Origin of the sequence: Streptomyces sp. NBC_00306 (assembly GCF_036169555.1) — a bacterium.
In the GTDB taxonomy this organism is placed as follows: domain Bacteria; phylum Actinomycetota; class Actinomycetes; order Streptomycetales; family Streptomycetaceae; genus Streptomyces; species Streptomyces achmelvichensis.
The window spans coordinates 7,136,413-7,159,556 of the sequence record NZ_CP108032.1 but is presented as its reverse complement, the minus strand read 5'-3'; the positions used below and the strand labels follow the sequence as shown (position 1 = coordinate 7,159,556).

The window sequence follows — 23,144 nt, the reverse complement described above, 5'->3', positions numbered from 1 at the left end:
GGCTGTGTGACTGAGCAGCGACCTCACCGTTTCGAACGCGGCACCGACGGCCCGAAGGTCATCGTCGCCGGTGTGGACGGTTCCGACTCCTCCCTGCGGGCGGCGGCGTACGCCAGTGGCCTGGCCCGCCGCCAGAACGCCCTGCTGGCGGTGGTGTACGTCCAGCCGGTGATGTCGACCGGCGCGGCACTGGGGGTGCCGGTCGCGGACACCACCGAGGAGATAGCGGAGGGGCTGGTGGCCGAGATCCGGTCGGCCGCCGAGCGCGTCCGGGAGATCTGGGAGGTGCGCTGGGAGTTCCACACCTTCCGCGGCGATCCCTACAGCGGCCTGGTGAAGGCCGCCGACGAGCTGAAGGCGGACGCCGTGGTCGTCGGGGCGTCGGAGTCGGCCGGTCACCGCTTCATCGGCTCGGTGGCGGTGCGGCTGGTCAAGGCAGGACGCTGGCCGGTCACCGTCGTTCCCTGACCTCCCGTTCGGCCGTCCGGTGGTCACTGCGGAGCGCTCGGCTCCGGATTCCGCCCGGCGTCTTCCGTCCCTGCCGGGCCTGCACCATCATGAGCCGCCATCGGTCCCACCAGACCTTCGGAGAGGTGAGTCATGGCAGGCCTGTGGTCAGGGCAGGGCGTACTGCGGCGCAAGCCCATCGAACGTATCGAGGAAGGCGGCACGGCCGAACAGCTCACCAGAACGCTCGGCCTGTGGCAGCTGACCGCGATCGGTGTCGGCGGCATCATCGGAGCCGGCATCTTCACCCTCGCGGGCACGGTCGCCAACGGCACGGCGGGTCCCGCGGTCCTCATCTCGTTCCTGATCGCCGGGGTGGCGAGTGCGGCCGCGGCCTTCTCCTACGCCGAGTTCGCGGGGCTCATTCCGAAGGCCGGGTCGGCGTACACCTACGGCTATGCCGTACTCGGCGAACTGGCGGGCTGGTTCATCGGGTGGGATCTCCTGCTGGAGTACACGGCGATCGTGGCGGTCGTCGCCATCGGCATCTCGGGGTACTTCAACTTCCTGCTCGGCGAGACGGGTGCCGAGCTGCCGAACTGGATGCTGGGTGCGCCCGGCACGGGTGACGGACACCGGATCGACCTGTTCGCCGCGATCCTGTGCCTGCTGATCGCCTATCTCCTCACCCTCGGCATCAAGAACGCGGCCCGCTTCGAGACGGTCGTGGTGGTGCTGAAGGTCCTGGTCGTGCTGCTGGTGATCGGTGTCGGCGTGTTCCACATCGAGACCGCGAACTACAACCCGTTCTTCCCGTTCGGGGTGAGCGGAGCGTTCACCGGCGCAGCGACGGTCTTCTTCGCGGTCTTCGGCTACGACGCCATGTCGACGGCGGCCGAGGAGTCCAAGGACGCCCAGCGCCACATGCCGAAGGCGATCCTGTACTCGCTGGCGATCTCGATGGTGCTGTACGTCCTTGCGTGCCTGGTGCTGACGGGTATGCAGAACTACACGGAGATCGACCCGGAGAGCGGCTTCTCGACGGCCTTCAAGTCGGTCGGCCTGGGCGGTCTGGCGGACGTCATCGCCGTCGGCGCCATCATCGGCATCCTCACCGTCATGTTCACGTTCATGCTGGGCGTGACCCGTGTCTGGTTCTCGATGAGCCGCGACGGACTCCTGCCCAAGTGGTTCGCCAAGACGCATCCGACACGCCATGTGCCGACCCGCGTGACCTGGATCGTCGGTGTGGCGTCGGCGGCGATCGCCGGTTTCCTGCCGATCGGCGAGGCGGCGGAACTGACCAACATCGGCATTCTGCTCGCCTTCGTGGTCGTGTGTGTGGCGGTCATCGTGCTGCGCTATCGGCGACCCGATCTGCCGCGTACGTTCCGCTGCCCGGGCATGCCCTTCGTCCCGGCGATCGGTGTGGTGTTCTCGATCTGGCTCATCACCTTCCTGGCCTGGCACACATGGGTCCGCTTCGCGGTGTGGCTGCTGATCGGCCTGGTCATCTACTTCGCGTACTCCTACCGGAAGTCGGATCTGGCGACGTCTCAGAACACCGGGCAGGAGAAGGGGTTGCGCTGAGGAACCGCGCGCCGGGCGGTCGTGCTTGGCCGGGGGCTCAGGTGCCCTCGCCCGCTCAGCGGCCCATCGTCAGACCGTGTTCAGCCGCGCCGCGGCTGAACACGGCAGCGCTGACGGCATCCTTCGCCTGCTCGCGGTCGTGACGGTCCGCGTCCTTCGACGATGCGTCCGCCGTGTTCACCACACGCCCCGCGGCGTCCGTCCACTGCGGGACGAACTCGGCCTTCGCCACCTCCCAGCGTTCTCCGGGCCGGGCGGGGGGCGCGAAGGTGAAGCGGCCTAGGGTCGCCTGGTTGGCGCGGGGGTCGCGCTGCCGGTCGCGGCCGGGACCGGGACCGGCTCCGGCTCCGGCTCCGGCTCCGGCGAGCTGGTCGCCGGTCCCGTAGACCACCCAGGTGCCGTTGACCTTCTCGTACGGCTGCGGGACATGCGCGTGGGCACCCACGATCAGGTCGATGTCCGGGCGGCCCGCGGTCTTCGAGGCGGTGAGGGCGTCGGCGAGCGCCAGTTGCCGTTCGTCGGGGGCGGTCTGCCACGCGGTGCCCCAGTGCAGGCTGACGAGGACGACATCCGCGCCGGCCTTCCGGGCGGCCCGGGCGTCGGCGACGATCCGCTCCTCGTCGATCAGCGCGACCGCCCAGGGCTGTGCCCCGGGGTGCCGGTCGCCGTCCAGGCCGTAGGTGTAGGCCAGCTGGGCGACCCTGGCACCGCCTGCTTTCAGCCACGCGGGCTCGCGTGCCTCGGCGGCGGTACGGGCGGTGCCGGTGTGTCCGATGCCGGCGGTGTCCAGAGCGTCCAGCGTGCGTTCGACGCCTGCGGCGCCGTCCGCCAAGGCGTGGTCGGAGGCCGTGGAACAGGCGTCGTAGCCGATGGCCGCGAGGTTCTTCGCGAGCTCGGGCGGGGAGGTGACGGCCGAGCGGCCGCGCTCGTCGCCGCCCTGTTCCTCGACCGTCCCGAACACCGTCTCCAGCTGGCAGATCGCCAGGTCCGCGGCGGAGACGACCGGCCGGACACCGGCGAGCACGGGGCGGAAGTCGTAGCCGTCGCCGCGGGCGCGGGCCTGTCGGACGACCGCGTCGTGCGGCAGGACACCACCGCCCACGACGAGGGTGAAGCCGCGAGCGGGAGCCGCGCCGCCGGCGGCCGCGGGCGCGGGGCGCTCGGAGCGACCGTCCGCGGACCAGGGGCCCGGCCCGGCGCAGGCGGCCGTCGCCCCGAGCAGGACGGCGGCGAGCGCCGTCGCTCCCCGTCGCGCGAGCGGCGTCGCGAGCGGGGTGGGGCCCTGTAGCGGGCGGCGTGTCATGGAGTGCTCCCGACCAATGCGAACCGGCGTGACAGCGGCACACCGAATGCATCGTTCGGGCCCGGGCGCGTCAAGCGACCCGGCCGCGCGGGTCACCGGATCGGACCTGATCCCGGGCTCATTCCGAGCCCTGTCCCGGGCCGGTTCACCGGCCGTCGGTATCCGGCCACCCGCTCACCGCACCATTCGTCGCTCCGAGCGACCGCTCGCCGAAGACAGTGGTGCGCCGTCTGTCCCTTCGCGCCCGGATGCGTTCGTATACGCCACGTAGCAGCGACCTCCGCGCGAAAGGGTGTTGGCAATGGCGACGGCAACCGTGACCGCTTCCGCGACGACCGACGAGCGGGCCATGGCGGACCTGCAACGCGAGCACGGCCCCGCACTGCTCAGCTTCCTCCAGGGCCTCACCTACGGGGACCAGCAGCGCGCGGAGGACCTGCTCCAGGAGACCCTGGTCCGCGCCTGGCAGCACCCGGAGGCCTTCGAGGGTCCGTACGAGTCGATGCGCCCGTGGCTCTTCACGGTCGGCCGCCGCCTCGCCATCGACGCACGCCGCTCCCGTCTCGCCCGCCCCACCGAGATCGGCGACGGGGTCCTCGCCACCACCCCGGATCCGGCGGACGTCACCGAGACGGCCGTCGCCGCCCTCGACGTCCGCGCGGCGGTCGAGTCCCTGAGCCCCGAGCACCAGGCGGTGCTGGTCCGGATCTACTTCGAGGGACTCAGCGTCAACGAGGCCGCGGAGTCGCTCGGGATACCGCCGGGGACGGTCAAGTCCCGTTCGTACTACGCGCTGCGGGCCCTCGCCCGCTGCCTCCCCGGCTATGCGCGCCCACGCCCGGCCATGAGTCGCTGAACCCGGCCGGGTGTATCAATCGCTTGACACAGTTGCTCCCCAGGCGACAGATTGTCTCAAGTGATTGATACGCATGGCCGGTCATCAGGGGGTTCGCATGTCCACCATTCGGGAGTTCCGCACCGACTGGCGCAACTGGATCGACACCCCGGTCCGCTGGACAGGGCTCGCCGCAGGCGTCGTGGTGAACAATCTCGTCACCTTCAGCCCCGAGTCCGACGTCGACCTGCTCTACGCCATCCCCGTGCTCGGTATCTGCGCCGTCGGCGGAGTGCTTCTCGCGGACGTGGTCGCCCATCCGGCGGCGCGCGGAGTACGGCAGGCCTCGGCGGCGCCCCGCCGGATACGTGACCACGTCCCGCGCGGGCTTTCGTCGACCCTGCTCGTGCAGGCTTTGCTGCTCGTCGTCCTCCTGGTCGTCGCCGTCGCCACCGCCTCCACCGACGCCACCGGGCACGCGGGCCGCGCCGTCGCCGTCGCCTGCGACGGACGGGACCAGCTGGTGGGGCCCTGGCCCGGGCCGTACTACGCCTGGCCGGTGCTCGGTGGACTCGCTGTCGGGACCGTGGTGTGCGCCGCGACACTGCGGCGCATCACGATGCGAGCGGCCGACGACGAGCGGCGCCGGATCAGAGCGCGCGCCACGGTCGGCGCGTGGGGTCTGCTGACGGCAGCACCGTTGTTCGCCGTGTCGCTGACCATGGCGACCGCGATGCTCAGCCTGAGCTGTGGTGGTTGGATGGAGACCGTGAGTTTCTGGGCCCTCGGAATCGTCGCGTTCGTCTCGGTACTGACCGCCGGCTGGTGCCTGAGCGCCCTCCTGCTGCCGCAGGCGTACATCAAGGAACGCCCGTGACTGCCGCCGGCCTGACGATCCGGGTCGACCCGGCCACACCCGTGCCTCCGTACGAGCAGATCAGACAGCAGTTCGCCGATCTCATCGCGGTCGGCCGGATGCGCGAGGGCGAGAAGCTGCCTCCGGTGCGCCAGCTCGCCTCCGACCTCGGTCTCGCCAACAACACCGTGGTCCGCGCCTACCGGGAACTCGAGTCGGCCGGGCTGGTGCACAGCCGGCGCGGCTCCGGCACCCGCGTCGCCGCCGTCGCGACCGGCCCCGACGCCGCCACCCGGCTCGCCGACCACGCCCGCCACTTCGCCGTCGCCGCCAGGAACCTCGGTGTCACCGACGAAGATGCCCTGGCCGCCCTGCGCCACGCGCTCGCCACCCCCGACGGCTGAGAGGAACCCGGCCGATGACCGACATCGCCGACCGATACCGCAGACACGCCGACGACTTCGAGAGCAAGGTCGCCGCCGTCCGGCCCGAGCAGTGGGACAACCCGTCGCCGTGCGCCCGCTGGTCCGCCCGGGACGTCGTCGGACACATCGTCGTGATGCACGGCGTCATGCTGCGCCCGCTCGACCGCCGTCCCTCCCGCGCACCGTCCGTCGAGAAGGACCCCCTCGCCGCGTTCCGGGCCGCACGCGCCGATGTCGAGGCCGTGCTCGATGACCCCGAACTCGCGGCGGCTCCCTGCGAGACACCCAGCGGGCCGCTGACGGCCGAACAGCACATCGACCGGGTCATCAGTGACGACCTGGTGCTGCACGGCTGGGACCTGGCGCGAGCCACCGGGCAGGACGAGACGATGCCCGCCGACGACGTGGAGCGGATGTGGCGCGGCACCTCCGCGATCCCGGCCGAGGTGATGGAGAAGTTCCGGACGCCCGGCGCGTTCGGTCCGGGGGTGGAGGTCTTCGGCCCCGAGGTGCCCGTCCCCGAGGACGCTCCCCTCCAGGACCGGCTCCTCGGACTCATCGGACGCGATCCTCACTGAGACGCCTGCCGTACGGCACGAGCCGCCCGCTCCCTTCCGGAGCGGGCGTCGTCGTACCCGCCACATGGCGGACTCCAAACCTCGGCGGCGCAGTCACGTGCGCCCCTGATGTCCCGCCGGTGTCCCTGTCTCCCTGGGGCCACGGCCAAGGGGCGACAGTATGCGAAACCTCACGGTGAAGTTGAGTAAAGATGCGCCCCCAGCCGTGTCACACGGTGGAGGCTCGTCTCCGAGTCGGCACACGACGTCGTCCGGAAGAAGGTGGGAAGGTTGCAGCCCGAGAGCACGAACGGCACCAGCGGAGGCGCGCTGGCAGTCCCCATGGCATGGCTCTGCGCCGAGTACATCGCCGACGAGATGCTCCGCACCGGCGCCCTCGTCGAGGGCGGCTCGCTCGAATACCGGGCGGGCCGCGAGACGCTGGCGCTGACCATCTACCTCTGTGACGGTTCGGACGAACTCGCCGGTGTCCGCGCGGTGTCCAGGATCGAGGAGTGGCTGAACCTCACCGCGTACGGACATCCCTGGCCGGCCTGGGCACGGGAGAGACTCGACGCACGCGGCGAGCGGGAGCGGCAGCTCGGCGGCGGACCCGATCCGGATCTCGCCCTGGCACGGGACTCATGGAAGTGGCTGCGGCAGACCGAACTGCTCGCCGCCGACCTCGGGGACACGGAACCGTGGCACCCGGCGAATCCGCTGGATGCGTGCGTCGACGAGGGCGAACAGATATGGATGCCCGCCTGGCAGTTGGGCCTGCCGCTGAGTCATCTGGCCATCCACCTGTTCTGAGCAGGCAGTTGTCAGGGGCCCGGCCGCCGGCCGCAGTCCTTGAGCGCGATCTCCAGCTCGACGTACGACTCCTCCGCCCGGCGGAAGGCGACTTCGAGGGCCGCCTCGGCGCGCGGGCCGACCAGCCCCTGGGCCGACTGCCGGATCTCGTACAGCACATCCGCCCAGCGCCCCGCGGCGCTCTTGACCGTGGCGAGCAGCGCCTCGATGTCCCCCGGGCCGGACGCCGGGGTCGCCGGCAGGCTCCGCAGTTCCGCGAGCAGCGCTTCGATGTCGGACATCAGACCCCTTACCTCCTGATCAAGGCTAGGCCGCCGCCGGAGCCCGGTGCGCCGAATCCCCTCGTCTCTCGGCCAGCGGATGACGCCCGTCGCCGGGTGGGCCTGTCCCGCGACGAACGGTTGGCCCCAACCGGTGAACGGTCGGTCGGGCGCGTCCGGTGAACGGCCGGTGCGGCGCGTCCCGTGAAACGGCCGGCGGGTGCATGTTCGGTCACCGGTGTGCGTGAGGCCCTGGGGCAATCGGCGCGGAAGGCCGGCTTCCTTCAGCCGGCGCAGCGGGTCAGCTGCCGGCGTGCCGCATCAGCAGGTCCCGCAGCTGCCGCGCATGACGCCGGCTGACGGCAAGTTCGGCCGATCCCACCCGGACCGTCGTCGTCCCCGCGTCCAGGCGCAGTTCGTCGATACGGGCCAGCGCGACGAGATGGCTGCGGTGGATGCGGACGAAGCCGCGGGAGGCCCACCGCTCCTCCAGGGCGGACAGCGGAATGCGGACGAGGTGGCTGCCGTCCTCCGTGTGCAGCCGGGCGTAGTCCCCCTGTGCCTCGACATAGGCGATGTCGTCGACCGCCACGAACCGCGTGACACCGCCCAGTTCGACGGGTATCTGCTCGGCGGCGTTGTGCACGGGCGCACGGGTGGCGGGGGCCGTCACCGCGGTCTCGTGCTCCGGCTGGCGGGTCTCCCGGGCGGCGAGCACCTGGTCGCGCACCCTGCGCACCGCCTCGGCCAGCCGCTCCCTGCGCACCGGCTTGAGGACGTAGTCGACGGCCTTGAGGTCGAAGGCCTGGACGGCGAAGCCCTCGTGCGCGGTGACGAACACGATCAGCGGCGGCCTGGCGAACCCCGCGAGCAGCCTGGCGACATCGAGTCCGGTGAGTCCGGCCATGTGGATGTCGAGAAAGACGACGTCGATGCCGTCCTCACCGTCCGGTCCCGCCTCCAGCGCCCGGCTGATCCGGCGCAGCGCCTCGGTGGCGTCCGTCGCGCCCTCCGCGCTCGTGACCCGGGCGTCGGAACGCAACAGATAGAGGAGTTCCTCGAGCGCCGGATTCTCGTCGTCGACCGCCAGTACACGCAGCATGCTGCGGAGTTTAGGCGCGCCCCGATCGCCGGGGCCACGGTCCTTCGCCCGCGGGAAGGGGTCCGCGAAGAGAGTTCGTCTCATCGTGGCCGCGGTTGAGCAGAGAACGCGCCTGATCCGTATTCAACGGCGACCGACCGCAACGGACACAGCACGGCCAGAGACGAAACGAGGACGCCATGGGCATGCAGCAGCGGCACCAGGACGTGGCCGCCTATGCGCTGGGCGTGCTGGAACCGGGGGACGCGTTCCGCTTCGAGGAGCATCTCGCCGAGTGCGTGCTGTGCACAGTACAGCTCTCGGACTTCTCGTCGGTCGCTTCGGCGATTTCCGACCTCACGGGACCCGGCGTGATCGCGTCCCGGCCCTCGCCCCGGCTGCTGGAGCGGCTGACCGAGGAGGTCGCGCTGATGCGGAGGCGGAGCAGCAGACGCCGGCTCCGGCTGGTCGCCGCGGTGGCGGCGCTGATCGTCGCCCTGCCGCTGGGCGCGCTCGCGATGCGGACCCCGCAGGACCCCGCCCCGCCGGCCGTCGCGGGCAAGCAGGTCACGGTGAAGGACGCCGGCTCCGGCGTCACCGCGTCCGCCTTCGTGGAGGACCGGATGTGGGGCACGGCGGTGGCGATGCGGCTCTCGGGCCTCACCGGGCCCGGCTCCTGCCGGCTGGTCGCCGTCGGCAAGGACGGCATCGAGCATCCGGTGCTCAGCTGGCGCGTTCCCCAGGGCGGATACGGCACGGATGTCCCCGGTCATGCCAAGCCCCTGGAGATCGAGGGGGGCACCGACCTGTCGAGCAGCGACATCGGCCGCTGGGAAGTGCGGACGTTCGACGGCAAGCCGCTGCTGACGATCAAGTGACCGTCAGGAGCCGAACCGAGCGCCTGCGCACCGCGATCGGATCACTTCAGCAGGCGCGACAGTCTGCGGTCGGCCAGCGGCTTGCCGCCGGTCTGGCAGGTGGGGCAGTACTGGAGCGACGAGTCGCTGAACGAGACCTCGCGAATCGTGTCGCCGCAGACCGGGCACGGCTGACCGGTCCGGCCATGGACCCGCAGACCGCTCTTCTTCTCCGCCTTGAGCCGTCCCGCCGCGACTCCGCGCGAACGCTCGACGGCCTCACCGAGGGTGCTGCGGAGGGCTTCGTACAGTGTGGTGATCTCGTCCTCGCCCAAATTCTGCACCGGTTTGAAGGGCGACATCTTCGCGGCGTGCAGGATCTCGTCGCTGTAGGCGTTGCCGATTCCCGCGATCAGACTCTGGTCCCGCAGCGCGCCCTTGATCTGCCGCCGCTCCCCCGCGAGCAGCGCGGCGAACGCGTCGCGGTCGAAGGCGTCGGCCAGCGGATCGGGGCCGAGGCGGGCGACGCCCGGCACCTCGCCGGCGTCGCGGACGAGATGGACGGCGAGCCTCTTGGTGGTACCGGCCTCGGTCAGATCGAAGCCGCTCCCGGAGGCGAGCACCACGCGCAGGGCGAGCGGGCCCTTGCCCGGGCGCGGCGGCGCGGCAGGGACCTCGTCCTTCCACTGGAGCCAGCCCGCGCGGGCCAGGTGCGTGACCAGGTGCAGGCCGCCGACGGTGATGTCGAGCCACTTGCCGCGCCGTTCCACGGCAGTGACCTCGGCGCCCTCGATCGCGGACAGGGGCGGGTCGTACGTCTTCAGCACGCTGATCGCCAGCGGCAGGACACGGACGATCTCCTGTCCCACCAGATGGGTGTCGAGGAACTCTCTCAGCGCTTCGACCTCGGGCAGCTCCGGCATGCCTCCAGGGTGCCGCAGGGGCCACAGGGATGCAGGTTCATTCCGCCGGGAGCCCGTAGACCCGGCAGGCGGTGGTCTCGAAGACGGCGGAGCGCTCGTCCTCGCTCAGCCCCCGGGTGAGCGTGCGGGCGGCCTCCACGACCTCGGCGTAACGCGCGGCGAGCCGGCAGACCGGCCAGTCGGAGCCGAACATGAGGCGGTCGGACCCGAAGGCCTCGACGACCGTCTCGGCGTACGGGGCGAGATCCGCGGTGGTCCAGGTCGCCCAGGCGGCCTCCGTCACCATGCCGGAGAGTTTGCAGACGGTGTTGGGCCGCTCGGCGAACGCACGCACCCGCCCCGCCCACGGTTCCAGCTCCTCGGCGGCGATGGGGGGCTTGCCCAGATGGTCGAGGACGAAGCTGAGTCCGGGGACCCGGCTCACCACCTCGACCGCGGCGGGCAGCTGACGGGGCTGGACCAGCAGGTCGTAGACGAGGCCGGCGGACGCGACGGCTTCGAGTCCCCGTCGGACGTCGTCCCGCAGCAGCCACGCGGGATCGGGTTCGCCCTGCACCTGGTGGCGGATGCCGACGAGCCGGTCGCCGCCCGGCCCCTCCCGTAGCGCGGCCAGTGCGTCGGCGACGTCGGGGGCGGTGAGGTCGGTCCATCCGACGACCCCCGCGACGAGGTCGCTGCCGTCGGCGAGCGCGAGGAACTCCGGTGTCTCCCCGGCGACAGTGACGGTCTGGACGAGCACGGTCGCGCGGACTCCCGCGGCGCGCGCCTCCGGCCGCAGGTCGTCGAGCGTGAAGGTACGGCGCAGGGGCGCGAGGTCGGGGCCGGTGATCCAGTCCTGGTCCCGGACGGAGAGGTCCCACACATGGTGGTGGGCATCGACGACGGCCATGCCTCACAGCTCCCAGACGACGGGCAGTCCGGCGCCGGCGCCGTCCGCGGTGTAGTCGTGCACGACGTCGAGGAGTTCGGCCATCCGGGCCTGCCAGGCGATGTTGGCGGGGAGTGTTTCGAGCGCCGCCAGCAACCCGGCGTAGTCGTCGCAGTCGAGGAGGTGGAAGAGGTCGGTGCCGCTGCGCCAGATGGTCCAGGAGGTGACGCCGGCTGCGCGGATCGCCTCGGTCAGTTCGGCCGGGACCTCGCGGTGGGCGGCCTCGTACTCCTCGATACGGTCGGGGCGGACCGCGGTGTGCAGGGCCACTCTCATCGGGCGCCTCCGCCCTGGGGCAGCGGGCCGTCCTTCGGCAGGAGCCCCTCGGCGAGCAGGTCGTCCCACAGGGCGGCCGGGACGTCCCGGGCGAGAAGGCCGGCCGCGTCCCGTACCTCGCGGGCGGAGCGCGTGCCGACCAGGGCACCGGCGACGGCCGGATGACCGAGTGAGTAGTGCAGTGCGGCGGCCCGCAGCACAACTCCATGCCGTGCGGCGACGGCCTCGATCCGCAGCGCGCGCCGCAGGAGGTCGTCGGGTGCGGCCGTGTAGTCGTACGTGGCGCCCGGGCGCGGGTCGGCGAGCAGCCCCGAGTTGAAGACCCCTCCGACGATGACGCTGATGCCCCGGGCCTCGGCCTCGGGCAGCAGTTCGGCGAGGGCGCTCTGGTCCAGGAGGGTGTAGCGCCCGGCGCAGAGCACGGTGTCGACGTCGGTGTCGCGGACGAACCGGGTCAGCATGGCGGCCTGGTTCATACCGGCGCCGATCGCACCGACCACGCCTTCCGCACGCAGCCGCTCCAGCGCCGGGTACCCGTGCCGGAACGCGGCCTCCTCGTGCTCGTCCGGATCGTGGAGATGAACGATGTCGATCCGGTCGAGGCCCAGGCGGGTGAGGCTCTCTTCGACGCTGCGGCGCACACCGTCGGCGCTGAAGTCCCAGACGCGCCGGTGGTCGGCCGGGACGGCGAAGCCATGGGCCAGGTCGTCGCCGTCGGCCGGGCAGGGTTCGAGCAGCCGCCCCACCTTGGTGGAGAGGGTGTACGCCTCGCGAGGCCGGCCGCGCAGTGCCTCTCCGAGCCTGCGCTCGGAGAGGCCGAGACCGTAGTGCGGCGCCGTGTCGAAGGTGCGGATGCCCACGTCCCAGGCGGCGTCGACCGCGGCCGCCGCCTCCTCGGGCGCGACCGGGGTGAAGAGGTTGCCGATGGCCGCGGCCCCGAAGGACAGTTCGGTGATCTCGACCCCGCTGCGGCCGAGCCTGCTTCGTCGCATCCCGCTGCTGCCCCCTCGCCCCTGGTGTCCGCCGACGCGGCCGCATCGAGCTCGCCGGTCGGTGCATCGATCCATCAATCCATCGATCACTGCCGAATATTCATCGGATCACTCAGGGCGTCAACACCCGCGAAGGGGCGAGATGTTACGGACGGCGGTCGATGTGTCCGATCTTTCGGACACTTCGGCTCACAGCGTCAGTGCCATGTCGAGCAGCTCGGCCAGCTCGTCCTCCACGCTGCGGGCGAGCCGGTCGAGGTCGGGCACGGCCTTGCCGTCGGCCACCAGGCCCACGTGCACCTGCCCGCCGTAGGTGGTCAGGGCGACGGCCAGCGACTGACCGCGCGCCAGCGGCGCCATCGGGTAGATCGAGAGCAGCGGGCAGCCGCCCAGCGAGAGGGCCGAGCGCGGCAGCGGCACGCTGGTCACCAGGACATCGAAGAGCATCCGGGCCGCGCCGCCTGCCAGCGGCGCACCGAACCGGTGTGCCAGCGGCGGGAGTTGATCGGCGAGTACGGCGACGGCCCCGGCTCCGCGCATCGGCCCCGCCGCCTTGTTGCGGTTCATGGCGATCCGGACGGTGTCGAGCCGCGCACGGGGGTCGGGATCGGAGACGGGCAGGTCGACCAGGTACGCGGAGAGCCGGTTCCCGGATCCGGCCGGACTGCCGGGCCTGCGCCGCGACACCGGCACCAGCGCCCGGGGGTCCGCGGTCGGCAGCAGGTCTCCGCGCTCCCGCGTCCACCGCCGCAGCGCTCCGGCGACGATGGCGAGCAGGACGTCGTTGGCCGTGCCGCCCACGGCCTTGCGCACACGCTGCACATCGTCGAGGTCGAGTGCGACGGTGCCGAGCCTGCGGGTTCCGCTGGAGCCTGCCGCCAGGGCGGGCATGCCCCGGGAGTCGAAGCGGCTGGCCCGTACGACGGAGGCCCCCACACCCACGGCGTTGCCGAGATCGTCGATACGGTCCCGGGCGAAGCCGATGAGCTGGGCCGGCACGCTGCGCCACGACGAGGCCGGCACCGGCCGGGACCGGCGCGCCCTCATCCCGCGCGCGCCGGCGATCTCGTCGAAGATGCCGGCGCCGATGGCGACCGCGCGCATCCCGTCGGCGAGAGCGTGATGGAGCTTGACGAGCACCGCGAAGGGGCCGCCGGGCTCGCCGGTGAGGAGGTACATCTCCCACGGCGGGAGTCCGCGCTCCAGCGGGCGCTCCATGAGCTCCCCGGCGATGCCGGTGGCCGCGGCGGTGAAGTCGCCCGCCGGAAGGCGCACATGGTGGACGTGGCGCGTCACGTCGAAGTCCGGGGCCACCGACCAGGCGGCCCCGCCGACCGGCAGCAGGACGTCGCGTACATGCATCCGCAGCCGGTGGATGGCCGCCGCGCGGGTGGCGAGCAGATCGAGAACCTCGTCGTCGCTCCTGTCCCCTTCGGCGGAGCCGAAGAAGGCGAGGGCACCGAGGTGCATGGGGTGGCCGGTGGATTCGAGGTGCCAGAACGCCAGGTCGAGGGGGGCGAGAAGCTCGCTGCTCACGGTGTCCTCATGTCCTAGATAGCCAGGGAGTGCGAAGTCAATCGCCTTCGGTCGGTTACGGTCAAGTACGATCAGTTCACGGACAGTTAACATCGGATTCTTATTCCCCGCCCGCTCTGTCCGGGACGGTGAACTCGCACCACACGCACTTGCCACTGCCGCGTGACTCCACTCCCCATGCATCGGCCAGCCGGTCCACCAGCAGAAGCCCCCGTCCGGAGACTCCCGACTCCCCCGCGTCCCGCCGCCGCGGCAGCGCGCTGGAACGGTCCTCGACCTCCACCCGCAGCCGCCGCTGCGGCCCGGAGAGGACCCGCACCGTGACGATCGCTCCGCCGTCGGTGTGCATCAGCGCATTGGTGATCATCTCGTCCGCGGCGAGTTCGATCTCGTCGGCGCGCTCACGCGCGCCCCAGGCGCGTACCGTGGCGCGGACCATGTGCCGGGCGGAACGCAGTGCCTCCGCGTCGTTCTGGGCGACGTGCTGACGCAGCCGGCCGCCCGTCCGCGGAGCGAACGCGCCCTTCCGGCGGAGCAGCAGTAGCGCCACGTCGTCGCCACCGCCCCGCTCCTCCACCACGTCGCACAGATGGTCCGCCAGCAGCTGGAGGTCACGGGGGCCGGCGTGGACCAGGGCAGTGAGCAGCTGAAGTCCGTCGTCCAGATCGGCGCCGGGCATCTCGACCAGGCCGTCGGTGTACAGGATGAGTGTCGCTCCGGGGTCCAGCTCCACCGTGTTGACCGGGTATTCGAGCTGCCCGAACTCCGCCGACAGCCCCAGCGGGAGGCCGCCCTCCACCGGGACCCTGCGGCAGTCGCCGTCCGCGTCCCTGATGAGGGGGTCCATGTGCCCGGCGCGCACCACCTGGACCACCCCGGTCGTCAGATCGGCCTCGGCGTACATGCAGGTCGCGAACCGGTCGGTGTCCAGCTCGTGCAGGAAGACGGAGGCGCGCGCCATCACGGTGGCCGGGGTGTGGCCCTCGGCCGCGTACGCCCGCAGCACGATGCGCAGCTGCCCCATCACCGCCGCGGCGTCCGTGTCGTGGCCCTGCACGTCGCCGATGACCGCCCCCACCCGGCCGCCCGGCAGGGTGATGACGTCGTACCAGTCGCCGCCGACGTCCCGGCCCATCCGGGCCGAGCGGTAGCGCACGGCGATCCCGGCCCCGGGGACCTGGGGGATCTTGCGCGGCAGCATGGCCTGCTGAAGACCCTCCGCGAGGTCGTGCTCCTGGTCGTAGAGCACGGCGCGCTGGAGACTCTGCGCGATGCTGCTGCCGAGGGCGACCAGCACGTTGCGCTCCTCCGCGCTGAAGCCCGACTTGTCGCGGTAGAGCAGTCCGAGCGCTCCGATGGGCTGAGCCTGGGCGATCAGCGGAAGATAGGCGGCAGCCTCGATGCCGAGCCCTTCGATGTCCGGCCACAGCACCGGATAGGAGGTGGCGAAGTCCTCCTTGGACTCGATGAAGCGCGGGGCCAGGGTGCGCACGACCTCACTCATCGGGTACTGCTCGTCCACCCGGGTGTAGCGGGTCCCCGGCACGAACGAGCCCTCCGGGCCCTCCGCGACCAGATGGATGCGCCCGCCCGACTCCAGCAGTCCCATCACCAGGCTGGTCGCGCCGAAGTGCTCGAGACCGTGCGAGTCCTTGAGCACGTCGATGACGTCCTGCACGGTCCTGGCATGGGCGAGCGCCGCGGTGGTGCTCTCGACGACGCTGGTCTGCCGGCGGCGCTCGATGTCGACCGCGATCCGCGCGGAGGAGTCGGCCAGCTCCTCGGTGGCGTCGCGGACGATGCCGATGATGCGCACCGGCCGGCCCCTGCCGTCACGGCGGACGCGTCCCTGGGTGTGGGTCCAGCGCAGACTGCCGTCGCGGCGGCGGATGCGGAAGTACGCGCCGTAGTGGTCGCTGCCGGTCTTCAGCGCCTGCGCGACCATGGCATCGAGCCGCGCGGCTTCCTCGGGCGGCACGCGGAAGGCAAGGCTCTCCGGCCGGCCGTCGTACTCCTCGGGACGGACGTCGAACACGTCGAGAGCGGGCTCGTCCATGTGCATCAGCCCGCTGGCCAGATCCCAGTCCCAGAGCCCCATGCGGTTGAGAATCAGGCTCAGATCGGGGTCGGCAGGCCAGTCGTCGGGAAGCGACAGGGCCCCCGCTGCCCGGTCAACCATGGAGCCACTCTGCCATCATTCGTCCGATTCTTCGACCGGTTCGGACGGCCCGCTCAGCCCGCGAAGGTGTCCGGCTCGGACGGCTCGTCGAAGGGGATGAGCAGGTTCGGATCGGAGGGATCGACGTCCTCCTCGGAGGGCATGCCGGGATCGGCCGAGGGCAGCTCCTCGCTCGGCGGGTCGGCCGGCGGGGCCACGTCCTGGCGGGACGGGGACTCGGCCGGGACGGACGGATCGCCGGGGGCGGCGGGCTCGCTCGGGGTGCCCGGCGGGGTGGAGCCGTCCGGCGGGGGCGGCATGGCCGGCGGGTAGGTGAAGATGTCGTCCGGGGCGACGGGCGGGAGCACCTCGGGCCTTCTGTCCTGCTCACCGTCGCTCCCGGCCTTCCGCTCGATCCAGGTGCTGTCGAGGATGTTGACGATGATCAGGGTGCTGACGGCCTGGGCGGTGGGCTTGATGACGACGACCCGGTCCGGCCGGAAGCCCATCCACGGCCTGCCCTGGTGAATCACGGCTCCCTTGACGGCGACCGGCGCCTTCAGCGGGTTTCCGCCGACGCAGCGGACCCGGGGCGCGCCGTACTCGTCGACCAGCACAGGGGTGCCCGCCTGGAGCAGGGACTGCCGGGCGACGGCCGACCCGTCCTCGAAGCCGTGGCCGGTCACCCGGGTGTCGGCGCGCAGGACGACCGGGGTCAGGCTGCGCAGATGGGCCGGCACCTTCGCCTCGGAGACCCCGGCGGCCTTGGCGAAGGCGCGCTGCTTCGCCGCGTCCTTGCCGAGGAAGGTGATCTGCTGCTCGATGTCGCAGCTGCCGATGGTCTCGGTACCGCCGTAGAGACCGGGCGTGCCGCCCGAGAGGGTGCGCAGGCTCTGCCCGCGGGCGGGTTCGCTGCTCGTGGCGGCCGACGGGGCGGGCGGGTCGGGCGCGGGCGAGGAGAGGGAGCGTGCCGTCGACGCCGTGAAGGGATCCGGTCCCGGAGCCGTCGCCGACTGGAGGAGCACCTTTTCCTCGGTGTCCGTCGCCGCACTGCTGTCGCCGCCGCAGCCGGCGGTCAGGAGTCCGAGTGAGAGCGCGACGGCCAGAGCCATGGCCGCGGAGTACCGACGACGAACGGGACGCACGAACCTCTCCCACCTTTTCTCCCGATGCATTTCTCAAGTTCTGCCGGACTGCCGCCACCTCCGCTACTTGAACGCGTTCAAGTACGGGCCTAGGCTCAGATCCGGGAAGGTGAACGTGCTCGGCCTCGGGGAGGGGTGCGCGATGTTCGCGCTGGTCAACGTGATCTTGACGTCCGCAGGAACGGCTCCCGGGCCCCGGGAGGGGCCACCGGCCCCGTGCGTGGGGCTCGCACCCATTCGGCCGACCTCATCGCCGGAGGACGTATGAACAGCGTCCACCGCACCGGCGCCCTCAGCTACCCGGAGGCCGGGGCCACCCGCCTCGGGCCGATGCCCGACGGCTACCGCCATCTGCATCGCACGGTCCGGATCGGCCGCGGCCGGGCGGTGTTCGCGGCGGCGGGCGAGGCCCTCGCCACCTGGCGTGCGCACCGGGCTTCGGGGGTGCGGCTGCGCACGTCGGCCCGGCGGGCCGAGCCCGGCGTACGGGTCGAGGTCTCCGCGGGCTTCGGCCCCCTGCGGATCACCGCCCCTTGCGAGGTGGTGTGGACGGTGCACGAGCGGGATCGGACCGGTTTCGGCTACGGCACTCTGCGGGGGCACCCCGTCCGCGGAGAGGAGTCGTTCGTCGTCGATCTGCGGGACGACGGCTCGGTCTGGTTCACCGTGATGGCCTTCAGCCGCCCGGCGGTCTGGTGGTCCCGGCTCGGCGGGCCTCTCGTGCCGCTGATGCAGACGGCGTACGTACGCCGGCTCGGTCGCACCGTGCGCCGGCTCGCGGAGACCGATACTGGAGGTGATGGAGTGGTTCGTCGACAGTGACTACTGGCTGAGCCGGCTGGTGTTCCAGCGGGCTCTGGCCGGCGTGTACCTGGTCGCCTTCCTGACCGCGGCCCTTCAGTTCCGGGCCCTGATCGGCGAACGGGGCATGCTGCCGGTGCCCGCCTTCGTACGCCGGACGACGTGGCGGCAGGCGCCGAGCCTCTTCCAACTGCACTACTCCGACCGCTTCTTCGCCCTCGTCGCCTGGAGCGGTTGTCTGCTGTCCGCGGCGCTGCTGGCGGGAGCCGCCGACCACATCCCGCTCGGGGCGGCGATGGCCTGGTGGGCGGTGCTGTGGCTGCTGTATCTGTCGATCGTCAACGTGGGACAGACCTGGTACGGCTTCGGCTGGGAGTCCCTGCTGCTGGAGACCGGCTTCCTGGCCGTGTTCCTCGGCAACGAACGCACCGCACCGCCCGTCCTGGTGCTGTTCCTGCTGCGCTGGGTGCTGTTCCGGGTGGAGTTCGGGGCGGGCCTGATCAAGATCCGCGGGGACGAGTGCTGGCGCAAGCTGACCTGTCTGGACTACCACCACGAGACCCAGCCGATGCCCGGCCCGCTGAGCTGGTTCTTCCACCATCTGCCACGTCCGGCCCACCGTGTCGAGGTCGCCGCCAACCATGTCACGCAACTCGTCGTGCCGTTCCTGCTGTTCACGCCCCAGCCGGTGGCGGGTGCGGCCGCCGCGCTGATCGTGGTGACGCAGCTGTGGCTGGTGCTCTCCGGCAATTTCGCCTGGCTCAACTGGATCACGATCGTGCTCGCGCTCTCCGCCGTCGACGGCTCACTGATCTCCGAGGCGCCTGCGCTGCCCGCTGCCCCGCTCTGGTACGAGATCGTGGTCATCGCGGTCACCGTGCTCGTCCTGGTGCTCAGCTACCGCCCGGCGCGCAATCTGCTCTCCCGGCGGCAACAGATGAACCGCTCCTACGACTCGCTGCATCTGGTCAACGCCTACGGCGCGTTCGGAACGGTCGGGCGGATCCGCCACGAAGTGGTGATCGAGGGCACCGAGGAGACCGTTCTCCACGAGGACACCGTGTGGCGGGAGTACGGGTTCCGGGGCAAGCCCGGCGATGTCCGCGCGATGCCGCGTCAGTTCGCCCCCTACCATCTGCGGCTCGACTGGATGATGTGGTTCGCCGCGCTCTCCCCCGCCTACGCGGGGCCCTGGTTCGGGACGTTCATGGAGCGGCTGCTGGAGGGCGACCGGGACACGCTGAAGCTGCTGCGCCACAATCCGTTCCCCGACGCCCCGCCCGCGTATGTCCGCGCCAGGGTGTACCACTACCGGTACACGACCTGGCGCGAACTGCGGGCCACCGGTGCCTGGTGGCACCGGAGCCATGTGCGCGAGTTCCTCAGGCCGACCAGGCTACTTTGAACACCCAGACATGCCGGCCCGCCCGGCGGGCCGCGGCCGGCACGTCGACGACGAACGTGTCCCCCGTGGTACGCCAGGTCAGCGGACGGTCGTGGCCGAGCATCGTCACGCGGTCGCCCTGGCGGACCGGTACCGGCGCCTCGACGGTGAGGGTGCTGCCGGGTGCGGCGAGCGAGTGGATGTAGAAGGCCTCGTCCGGCCGGACGGTGAAGCGCAGATCCTCGCCGAGCTGCGGCATCCGCGCCCAGTACGTACTGCCGTATATCGCCTCGCCGTTGACCTTCAGCCACGCGCCCGTCTCACGCAGCCGGCGCTCCATGATCTCGGGGATGGTGCCGTCGGCCCGCGGTCCGATGTCGAGCAGGAAGTTGCCGTTCTTGGAGACGATGTCGACGAGCGAGTGCACCACCTCCTCGGTCGTCATGTACCGGTCGTCGGGGGTCTGCGCGTTGTAGCCGTAGCTGAACGGGTCGAGTCCCCTGCTCGACTCCCACTTGTCGGTGACGATCGAGTCGTACGTCGTGTACTCGGGCGTCGTGAAGTCGTGCGGCCCGATGCCGGAGCGGTTGTTGACGGTCACCTCGATGGGGCGGGCCCGGTTCTTCGCGTGGTTGAAGTACTCCGCGAGCACCCGGTGGCTGTCGTTCGCCCCGCCGATGTCGCACCACAGGATCTCCGGGTCGTAGCCGTCGATCAGCTCCAGCATCTGCGGTGCCTGAAGATCCTTGATGTAGTCGCCGCTGCGGTGGCCGGTGTACGGCACGGGCTCCAGCGTGTACGGGTTCCGCGGTGCGTGCCCCGACCAGGGGTTGTCGGGGTTGAACCACTCGGGCATGGAGAAGTACAGGCCGCGGTGCAGCTCGGGGGCATAGCGGCGGGAGGCGTCGAAGAGTTCCCTGATCAGGTCTCTGCGGGGGCCCATCTTCACGGAGTTGCGGTCGCTGACCTTGGTGTCCCAGAGCGCGAAGCCCTCGTGGTGCTTGGAGGTCAGGACGTGGTACTGCGCTCCGGCGTCACGGAAGAGTTCGACCCAGGAGCGCGGGTTGAACCGCTCCGCCCGGAACCGCGGAATGAAGTCGTCGTAGGCGAAGGACTCCCCGTACGTCTGGCGGTGATGGGCGTACGTCGGGTTGTTCGGGTCCTGCATCTGGCTCCAGTACCACTCGGCGTACTGCTTGCCGACCGGTGCCCACGCCGGGACCGAGTAGAGACCCCAGTGGATGAAGATCCCGAACTTCGCGTCCTGGAACCAGTAGGGGGCCTGATGGGTGTTCAGCGAGGCGTCGGTGGGCTCGTAGTCGGGGACGCCGAGCGTCAGGGTGCGCCGCGCGGCGGCCGCCTGCTGCCCCCGGCCGCGGGCGAGCACGGTGCCGTCCTGCCGGGTGCCGGGCGGAGTACCGGGCCGGCGGCGGATGCCGACCCGCACTCTCGCCTGCTCCCCCGGGGCGAGCCGGCCGACCGTGGCGGGGGCGACCGTGCGGGCGCCGGGCACGTCGACGGAGACGGTGAGCCGGTCGGAGGGGAGGATGCCGACGGTGCCGGCGTTGATGACGGTGGCCTCGACACTCTGCGCGCCCGCGCCGAGCAGCGAGCTGGTCGAGTGCGCTTCGCGCAGCGCCAACGCCCGTCCACTGGCTGCCGGCTGGAGAGTGAGAGCGAAGATGTGGAGGGAACTCCTGTCCGCCTCCGCCGGGTTGGTGACCGGCAGCGTCAGCGCCACGGCCTCCTTGGTCGGGTCCATGGTGAGTTCGGCGGTGGCGATGACGACGGGGTGCGGGTCCTTGGCACCGGTCGGGGTGTAGCGGTAGGCGGCCGTGATCGCACCGCTGCCGGAGTACCAGTCGGGGCCGCCGAGTGCCACCGGCCGGCTGGAGCCGTCGGCGTAGTGGAGGGTCGCCGTGCCGGAGGCCGCGCCGTAGCTGCTCGCGACGAGAAGGAGCCCGGAGAGATAGCGGCCGGCCGGGAGGTCGATGCGCTGGCCGAGCGCGACGATGTTGTTCTTGGCCCCCGCCGCGGCGGTGGGGAAGAGATAGGGGATGCCGTCGATCTCCCGCTTGCCTGCGGGGAGTTCCTCGCCGGGGAAGGTGTAGCCGGAGCCGTCGAAGTTGCCGCCGCGGGCGTCCGCGGTGTCGATGCCGTCGTTGTCGAACCAGCGATCCAGCGGTACGGGCACGGCGGGCGGGACCGTGCCCCAGTCACCGCCTGTCGTACCGCGTGGTGTCGCCTGCGGGCTCGCATCGGCCGTGGCCGGGGTGATGAAGGCGGCGCCGACTGCCGCCCCCGCCGTCATTCCGAGTACGTGGCGCCTGGGAAGTTCGGTCATGAGGTCCGATGATTGAAGGGTGTCGGGAACCTGTCAATACTCTTCACAGCGAGGAACGGGAGTTCCCTCACCCATCCATCGGATGAATCAGGGTGAGGTGATCTTGACCGGTCGGCGCGGCGACCGCAGACATGTGCGCTTCACCGTGGGGTCAGGGTCTTTCATTTGATCTTGCCGGGCTCACGGGACCGGGGATCAGTGCCCGCGGACCCGGTACTCCGCCGCCAGTCGGCGCACGTGTGCGCGGATGTGGTCACGGTCCTCGGGGAACACCGACTCCCACGGCTCGTCGAGCGCGAACCAGTGCGGGGGCTGCCCCGCTTCGCCGCCCAGCGGCACGTCGCGGCTCACGATCGCGGCATAGGAAAGACCCAGCGTCGGCGGCCGGTCGGGCCGGTACGAACGCACGGAGGTAGCCGCCGGCCGTGGCAGCAGTTCCACCCGTACGCCGGTCTCCTCGGCGAGCTCGCGGGCTGCGGCGGCGCGAGGCGTCTCGCCCGGTTCGACCTTCCCCCCGGGTGGCACCCAGCCGCGCCATCGGTGCTTCACGAGCAGGACGTGGTCGAAGGCCTGGTCGGTCACCCAGACCTCTGCCGCCAGCGGCTCCCCGGGGTGGTGTTGCGCCCGGTCGAGCCACGCCCGCGCCTCGTCGAGCTCCAGAGCGGCGAGCCCGACATCGGCCACCAGCGCGTCCAGGATCTCTGCGTCGGTCTCACCGTGGATCACCCGCACACCCTATGCCGACCGCGCTTCGGGGCGGTGTCCGGGATCGCGGGACCGAAGTCAACTGCCCACCGCACAAGCCTCGTCGGAGGCGTCGCGCGCCGGCGGGACGGCGGGGGCCCGGGCCGGGACGTACGCGTCGGCGACGGGATGCGCGCGGCACCTCGACCGTTCGTGCCCCCTGCCGTCGGCAGGGGGCACGGGGTGAAGCGATCCGCTCAGTCGATGCCGGGCAGGATATGCGGCTCTGCCAGGTCGTCCTCGTAGCCGGCCAGCCGGATCGGGGCCGAGCGGGCCCAGACTTCCAGGCTTCCGAGCTCGTCGGGACGACGGGACCGCTCGCCGCTGAGATCCAGCGGTCGCTTCTCGTGTTTCTTCACATCAGGTGTCACCGCGCACTCCTCTGTGTCGCGTAACTGGGACAAGGCAGGTCGGTCGCGGTGGCGCCGGTCTTCGGGCGGGACCGCAGCCTGGTTGCAGGCTTGTCCCAGGACGGCCAAGTGGTTTTCGTGAACCCCTTGGTGGCGTCCGTTCGCCTCAGAGTAACCAAATGAGCAGAGGCCCGCTCTATGGGGCCGTAAAATCAACGCAAATCCGGCCAACGATCTCTGCCTGTCCGGGCCTTCGGGGGATCGAGGCCGAACTGCCCCGGGAAGATCACGGGACCGCCTCGGTACCGGCGCGGCAGCGGGAGCCGGGGCCTCCTCGGCACCGGTCAGGCGGGCGACCGGAGACCGGCTGACGAGGAGGCACGACGGGCCTCACGGCCGTCCCGGTCGGACACCCGGATGGAGTAGCGGGCGTGGTGGCGGCCACGGACGGGAGGCGGCCGGGGCGCGTCCGCGGAGCAGGTCGACCGAGACCCGAGACCGGCACGGCGGTCCCCCACGAGGTCCCCCGCCGGGACCGC

Annotated in this window: 23 protein-coding genes; 10 read left to right on the top strand and 13 right to left on the bottom strand. The window is 71.3% G+C overall.

The genetic code is table 11. The features are described 5' to 3' along the window. Positions 1 to 6: 6 nt before the first annotated feature. Positions 7 to 468 carry a universal stress protein gene (locus OHA05_RS32015; RefSeq protein WP_313942764.1) on the top strand — a complete coding sequence of 154 codons (462 nt, stop codon included), beginning with the start codon at positions 7 to 9 and terminating at the stop codon, positions 466 to 468. 132 nt (positions 469 to 600) lie between these two features. Continuing rightward, positions 601 to 2,037 (top strand): amino acid permease, encoded by a 1,437-nt coding sequence (locus OHA05_RS32010; protein WP_313942765.1) that lies wholly within the window; start codon positions 601 to 603, stop codon positions 2,035 to 2,037. Positions 2,038 to 2,092: 55 nt separating this feature from the next. Here the strand turns inward: OHA05_RS32010 and OHA05_RS32005 are convergent, their stop codons facing one another. Continuing rightward, positions 2,093 to 3,340 carry a CapA family protein gene (locus OHA05_RS32005; protein ID WP_328862463.1) on the bottom strand — a complete coding sequence of 416 codons (1,248 nt, stop codon included), beginning with the start codon at positions 3,338 to 3,340 and terminating at the stop codon, positions 2,093 to 2,095. Between the two features lie 301 nt (positions 3,341 to 3,641). Here OHA05_RS32005 and OHA05_RS32000 point away from each other — a divergent pair, with 301 nt between their 5' ends. From OHA05_RS32000 to OHA05_RS31980, 5 genes are all read left to right on the top strand, one after another. Further along, positions 3,642 to 4,196 carry a sigma-70 family RNA polymerase sigma factor gene (locus OHA05_RS32000; RefSeq protein ID WP_313942767.1) on the top strand — a complete coding sequence of 185 codons (555 nt, stop codon included), beginning with the start codon at positions 3,642 to 3,644 and terminating at the stop codon, positions 4,194 to 4,196. A gap of 97 nt (positions 4,197 to 4,293) precedes the next feature. Next, entirely contained in the window at positions 4,294 to 5,052 is a 759-nt protein-coding gene (locus OHA05_RS31995; RefSeq protein WP_328862462.1) for a hypothetical protein, read from the top strand. Further along, positions 5,049 to 5,435 carry a GntR family transcriptional regulator gene (locus OHA05_RS31990; protein WP_328862461.1) on the top strand — a complete coding sequence of 129 codons (387 nt, stop codon included), beginning with the start codon at positions 5,049 to 5,051 and terminating at the stop codon, positions 5,433 to 5,435. The genes OHA05_RS31995 and OHA05_RS31990 overlap by 4 nt, the downstream gene beginning before the upstream one ends. A gap of 14 nt (positions 5,436 to 5,449) precedes the next feature. Beyond that, complete coding sequence (locus tag OHA05_RS31985) at positions 5,450 to 6,034, top strand: TIGR03086 family metal-binding protein (RefSeq protein WP_313942770.1); 585 nt, start codon at positions 5,450 to 5,452, stop codon at positions 6,032 to 6,034. Between the two features lie 270 nt (positions 6,035 to 6,304). Beyond that, positions 6,305 to 6,826 carry a hypothetical protein gene (locus tag OHA05_RS31980; RefSeq protein ID WP_313942771.1) on the top strand — a complete coding sequence of 174 codons (522 nt, stop codon included), beginning with the start codon at positions 6,305 to 6,307 and terminating at the stop codon, positions 6,824 to 6,826. A gap of 11 nt (positions 6,827 to 6,837) precedes the next feature. Here the strand turns inward: OHA05_RS31980 and OHA05_RS31975 are convergent, their stop codons facing one another. Together OHA05_RS31975 and OHA05_RS31970 are read right to left on the bottom strand one after the other, a co-directional pair. Continuing rightward, on the bottom strand, positions 6,838 to 7,107 hold the full coding sequence (locus OHA05_RS31975) for a hypothetical protein (RefSeq protein WP_313942772.1): 270 nt from the start codon (positions 7,105 to 7,107) through the stop codon (positions 6,838 to 6,840). Between the two features lie 280 nt (positions 7,108 to 7,387). Next, positions 7,388 to 8,188, bottom strand: a complete 801-nt coding sequence (locus OHA05_RS31970) for a LytR/AlgR family response regulator transcription factor (protein ID WP_313942773.1) — start codon at positions 8,186 to 8,188, stop codon at positions 7,388 to 7,390. 179 nt (positions 8,189 to 8,367) lie between these two features. Between OHA05_RS31970 and OHA05_RS31965 the strand changes: the two genes are divergently transcribed. After that, positions 8,368 to 9,045 carry a zf-HC2 domain-containing protein gene (locus tag OHA05_RS31965; RefSeq protein ID WP_313942774.1) on the top strand — a complete coding sequence of 226 codons (678 nt, stop codon included), beginning with the start codon at positions 8,368 to 8,370 and terminating at the stop codon, positions 9,043 to 9,045. Positions 9,046 to 9,086: 41 nt separating this feature from the next. Here the strand turns inward: OHA05_RS31965 and OHA05_RS31960 are convergent, their stop codons facing one another. The 7 genes from OHA05_RS31960 to OHA05_RS31930 form a co-directional block, all read right to left on the bottom strand. Further along, positions 9,087 to 9,947 (bottom strand): Fpg/Nei family DNA glycosylase, encoded by an 861-nt coding sequence (locus OHA05_RS31960; protein ID WP_328862460.1) that lies wholly within the window; start codon positions 9,945 to 9,947, stop codon positions 9,087 to 9,089. Positions 9,948 to 9,984: 37 nt separating this feature from the next. Then, positions 9,985 to 10,836 carry an amidohydrolase family protein gene (locus OHA05_RS31955; RefSeq protein ID WP_328862459.1) on the bottom strand — a complete coding sequence of 284 codons (852 nt, stop codon included), beginning with the start codon at positions 10,834 to 10,836 and terminating at the stop codon, positions 9,985 to 9,987. Positions 10,837 to 10,839: 3 nt separating this feature from the next. After that, the gene (locus OHA05_RS31950; RefSeq protein WP_313942777.1) at positions 10,840 to 11,151 is read right to left on the bottom strand and encodes an L-rhamnose mutarotase; all 312 of its coding nucleotides are present in this window, start codon (positions 11,149 to 11,151) and stop codon (positions 10,840 to 10,842) included. Next, positions 11,148 to 12,143 (bottom strand): aldo/keto reductase, encoded by a 996-nt coding sequence (locus tag OHA05_RS31945; RefSeq protein ID WP_328862458.1) that lies wholly within the window; start codon positions 12,141 to 12,143, stop codon positions 11,148 to 11,150. Before OHA05_RS31945 ends, OHA05_RS31950 begins: the two co-directional genes overlap by 4 nt. Before the next feature lie 189 nt (positions 12,144 to 12,332). Further along, positions 12,333 to 13,679: a wax ester/triacylglycerol synthase family O-acyltransferase gene (locus OHA05_RS31940; RefSeq protein WP_313942779.1), complete on the bottom strand. Its 1,347-nt coding sequence runs from the start codon at positions 13,677 to 13,679 to the stop codon at positions 12,333 to 12,335. Between the two features lie 100 nt (positions 13,680 to 13,779). Further along, positions 13,780 to 15,858, bottom strand: coding sequence for a SpoIIE family protein phosphatase (locus OHA05_RS31935; protein ID WP_313942780.1), 2,079 nt, complete (start codon positions 15,856 to 15,858; stop codon positions 13,780 to 13,782). 53 nt (positions 15,859 to 15,911) lie between these two features. Further along, positions 15,912 to 16,949, bottom strand: coding sequence for a DUF6777 domain-containing protein (locus tag OHA05_RS31930; protein WP_313942781.1), 1,038 nt, complete (start codon positions 16,947 to 16,949; stop codon positions 15,912 to 15,914). A 297-nt stretch (positions 16,950 to 17,246) separates the two neighbouring features. Here OHA05_RS31930 and OHA05_RS31925 point away from each other — a divergent pair, with 297 nt between their 5' ends. Both OHA05_RS31925 and OHA05_RS31920 read left to right on the top strand, forming a co-directional pair. Then, positions 17,247 to 17,804: a DUF1990 family protein gene (locus OHA05_RS31925; RefSeq protein WP_313942782.1), complete on the top strand. Its 558-nt coding sequence runs from the start codon at positions 17,247 to 17,249 to the stop codon at positions 17,802 to 17,804. Continuing rightward, the gene (locus OHA05_RS31920) at positions 17,782 to 19,188 is read left to right on the top strand and encodes a lipase maturation factor family protein (protein ID WP_328862457.1); all 1,407 of its coding nucleotides are present in this window, start codon (positions 17,782 to 17,784) and stop codon (positions 19,186 to 19,188) included. Before OHA05_RS31925 ends, OHA05_RS31920 begins: the two co-directional genes overlap by 23 nt. On the opposite strand, the gene OHA05_RS31915 is transcribed toward OHA05_RS31920, so the two are convergent. From OHA05_RS31915 to OHA05_RS31905, 3 genes are all read right to left on the bottom strand, one after another. Beyond that, entirely contained in the window at positions 19,166 to 21,511 is a 2,346-nt protein-coding gene (locus tag OHA05_RS31915) for an alpha-L-fucosidase (protein ID WP_328862456.1), read from the bottom strand. The two genes, OHA05_RS31920 and OHA05_RS31915, sit on opposite strands and share 23 nt — an antisense overlap. Positions 21,512 to 21,706: 195 nt before the next feature. Continuing rightward, entirely contained in the window at positions 21,707 to 22,237 is a 531-nt protein-coding gene (locus OHA05_RS31910; protein WP_328862455.1) for an NUDIX hydrolase, read from the bottom strand. A 215-nt stretch (positions 22,238 to 22,452) separates the two neighbouring features. Beyond that, positions 22,453 to 22,626: a hypothetical protein gene (locus OHA05_RS31905; RefSeq protein WP_313942786.1), complete on the bottom strand. Its 174-nt coding sequence runs from the start codon at positions 22,624 to 22,626 to the stop codon at positions 22,453 to 22,455. Between the last annotated feature and the right edge of the window lie 518 nt (positions 22,627 to 23,144).